This is a genomic window from Acinetobacter sp. UBA3025, from assembly GCF_002367915.1.
GTDB lineage: Bacteria > Pseudomonadota > Gammaproteobacteria > Pseudomonadales > Moraxellaceae > Acinetobacter.
This window is the reverse complement of sequence record NZ_DFDO01000298.1, coordinates 1-3,109: the sequence shown is the minus strand read 5'-3', so window position 1 is coordinate 3,109 and position 3,109 is coordinate 1. Positions and strand designations below refer to the sequence as shown.

Annotated in this window: 4 protein-coding genes; 2 read left to right on the top strand and 2 right to left on the bottom strand. The window is 42.6% G+C overall.

All coding sequences use genetic code 11. From position 1 onward, the window contains the following. Positions 1-1,018 (bottom strand): alpha/beta fold hydrolase (locus B4J23_RS12615; RefSeq protein ID WP_291361056.1); only part of this gene is annotated, 1,018 nt, incomplete at its 3' end. Between the two features lie 308 nt (positions 1,019-1,326). Here B4J23_RS12615 and B4J23_RS12610 point away from each other — a divergent pair. Next, entirely contained in the window at positions 1,327-1,941 is a 615-nt protein-coding gene (locus B4J23_RS12610) for a carbonic anhydrase (protein ID WP_004783034.1), read from the top strand. 34 nt (positions 1,942-1,975) lie between these two features. Here the strand turns inward: B4J23_RS12610 and B4J23_RS12605 are convergent, their stop codons facing one another. After that, entirely contained in the window at positions 1,976-2,605 is a 630-nt protein-coding gene (locus tag B4J23_RS12605; RefSeq protein ID WP_179992124.1) for an arylesterase, read from the bottom strand. An 11-nt stretch (positions 2,606-2,616) separates the two neighbouring features. On the opposite strand from B4J23_RS12605, the gene B4J23_RS12600 reads away from it, so the two are divergent. Then, on the top strand, positions 2,617-3,109 hold a 493-nt coding region (locus B4J23_RS12600), incomplete at its 3' end, for an ABC transporter ATP-binding protein (protein ID WP_291361052.1).

Genomic DNA, 3,109 nt, shown 5'->3' with positions numbered 1-3,109 from the left:
TATCAGCTAGTGGATTTTTTAGGGTCTGTGTCTTGGCCAGGAAAGGCAAATAATGTTGGGCGACCTGTTTTTCTGCTTCCAGAATCGGCATATGACCGACATTATTTAAAATCACCGGAGTTTCAGCACGTTTCAGCAGTGAATAGAGCTCTTTTACCACTTCGACATTAATAATTCGATCCTGTTTTCCCCATAAAATTAAAGTCGGGGCTTCTACTGTACGGGTCATCCGGGCAAAGGTATCAGGCGTATACAGTCGGTTAAGCATCACCACCTGATCAATCGATTTGCTGGTTTGTTCCGAACGGGCAATCAACAGTTTTTCCTGTGCATGTCTAAGCTGATAAGGCAATGCTGGTGGATTCTGCATCAGCTGTTTGGAGACATCTTCCAGATCGCCCGGTTTACTGACAATCAGATCTTTGAGTGCATGTGGGTCTTTGGTATAAGGCGTATTGCCCATTTTATAGATGCCGGCACTATTTACTAGAAACAGGCTTTGGGTATCGAAAGGGTATTGGGATGCATAAACTGTCGCAATTGAACCGCCTAGAGAATGGCCAGCGACATGCAGATTTTTTTCAATCTTCAAGGTTTCGACAAAAGTACGTAATTGCGAAGTGACATTGGGTACAGACAAATCAAAATCTGCTGGAACCCGGGTATCGCCATTGCTCGGCAAATCCGGAATGATGACATGATAATAAGGTGTCAAAAACTGGGCGACACGATTCCAGTTGTCGCGTGTACCTGCCAGTCCATGAATCAGGATAATCGAGGGTTTGTTTTTTGCCCCGCCTTCGCTATAACTCCAGGTCACATCACCGATTTTTAAGGTTTTGGATTGTAGACCCGCCTGGATGCGTTGCTGGCTCAGATACAGCTGTAAAACTTCGGCAGACTTGGCTTTCGGCGGCGTAAACAGATATTGGCTATGGCTCAGGCTAGATAGGCTAAGACCCAGAGCGACTAAAGTGGAATAGATAATTTTTGAGCGCAATTTTATTATTTTCTTCATTAGCACTGTCCCCTGAAAAAACTGAGCAAAAACGCTCAAAATACTTCCGTGTTATCGATTTGCAATTTATAGATGAATCAAATCGTAATCTTTCACTTATTTTAAAGCATTCCTTAATATTGTACATCTGTTAATTATTAGCTTGAGCAGAAAAACTGCCCAAAAAACGTGATGAACTTCACAGAAAAATTATCAGAACAAGAAATCATCAAAGCGCTAAAAATTTTACAGCTAATTTTTTTTGCAAGTGACATTCAAAAAATCTAGCAGTAAGATATTCCCACTAAAAACATCGATGGTAAAAAAGAATGCTCACAGCTCAGGAAGCTATAGATCGTCTTAAAAAGGGTAACCAGCGCTTTGTCAATGGTGAAACGCAGCATTTAAAATTATTATCGCATCAGCAACGTGCTGAGATGGCAGAAAGTCAGGAACCATTTGCTATTGTTTTAGGATGTTCAGATTCACGTGTACCCGCAGAGATGGTCTTTGACCAGGGGCTAGGTGATCTGTTTGTCATTCGGGTAGCAGGTAATATTGTTGCACCGTCTCAAGTCGGCAGTGTCGAATTCGCAGCAGAAAGTTTTGGCTGTCCGATTGTAATTGTCTTGGGTCATACACATTGTGGCGCTATTCATTCAACAATTGAAGCATTAACCAATCCAGCAACGCCGCCATCTGCAAATCTGATGTCAATCGTGAACCGTGTACGTCCATCAGTTGAAATTCTAATGCAGACTGAACTGAAAGATGACCTGAATAAACTGTCTAAACATGCAGTCCGTTCCAATGTATTTGCTTCAGTAAATCAATTACGTCATGGTTCTGCAGTTCTGGAAAGCCTGATTGCTAAAGGTAAGTTACAGGTGATTGGTGCAGAATATTCACTTGAAACCGGTGAAGTAACTTTCTTTGACTTCTAAGAAAATTTTAAGATTTGATTCAGTTAAAGGCGCCTTAGAGGGCGCCTTTAATATAAGGATAAGCATTATTTAATAAAATAGTCTGGGCTTTGGTGTTGGGATGAATCTGATCCTGTTGCATCAGACTTTTATTGCCAGCGACGCCTTGCATAAAGAAGGGTAGTAGTTTGACCTTATACTGCTGACTGACCACCTTATAGTTATTTTCAAAAGCCTTACTATATGCCTGGCCATAATTTGGTGGCATTTTCATTCCAAAAACAACCACATTCGCCTTGGCTTTCTGACTTTGTTGTACCAGAGCTGCTAAATTTTTTTGAATCATTTGGGGTGGCTGCCCACGCAGGCCATCATTCCCGCCAAGCTCAATCACCACAATATCTGGACGGTGCGTCTGTAGCAGTTTCGGCAGCCTTGCCAAGGCACCACTGGTGGTTTCACCGCTCACACTTGCATTGACCACTTTATGCTGTTTCGGATAGTGTTGGTCCAAACGCTTTTGTAATAAATGTACCCAACCTTGCTGTGGTTGCATGCCATAACCAGCACTTATACTGTCACCCACAATCATAATGGTCTTTGCCGACAGACTAAAAGGAATCAGGCACAGTCCAAAGAATACCAGGCAAGGCAATACACGATTTTTCTGATTTAGATCTTTCATATAGGACACGTATGATTCAAAGCAGCAACGATTCGACCATCATGCCACAAGCGATTATTTCTGCCCAGAAATTGACACAAAAGATACAACTTTCACAAAAACAACTGACTATTTTTGAAGATCTTTCGCTGGAAATTTTGACTGGAGAACAGGTCGCCATTACCGGACGTTCCGGTTCAGGAAAGTCGACTTTACTGGGCATTTTGGCCACTTTGGATCAGGCCAGTTCGGGGCAGTTAACGGTCTGTGGGCAGCTTGTATCGAGCTTGAATGAAGAGCAGCGTGCTTTAGTCCGGCTAAAAAATATTGGCTTTGTATTTCAGTCTTTCCAGCTTTTGCCTCATCTTACGGCACTTGAAAATGTCATGCTGCCTTTACGTTTACAATCAGATTTTAAATATAGCCATGCCGAACAGAAGGCGCTGGCATTGCTACAAAAAGTCGGATTAGACCGTCAGGCTCAGCAAACACCCAAAGTGCTGTCCGGTGGAGAACAGCAACGGG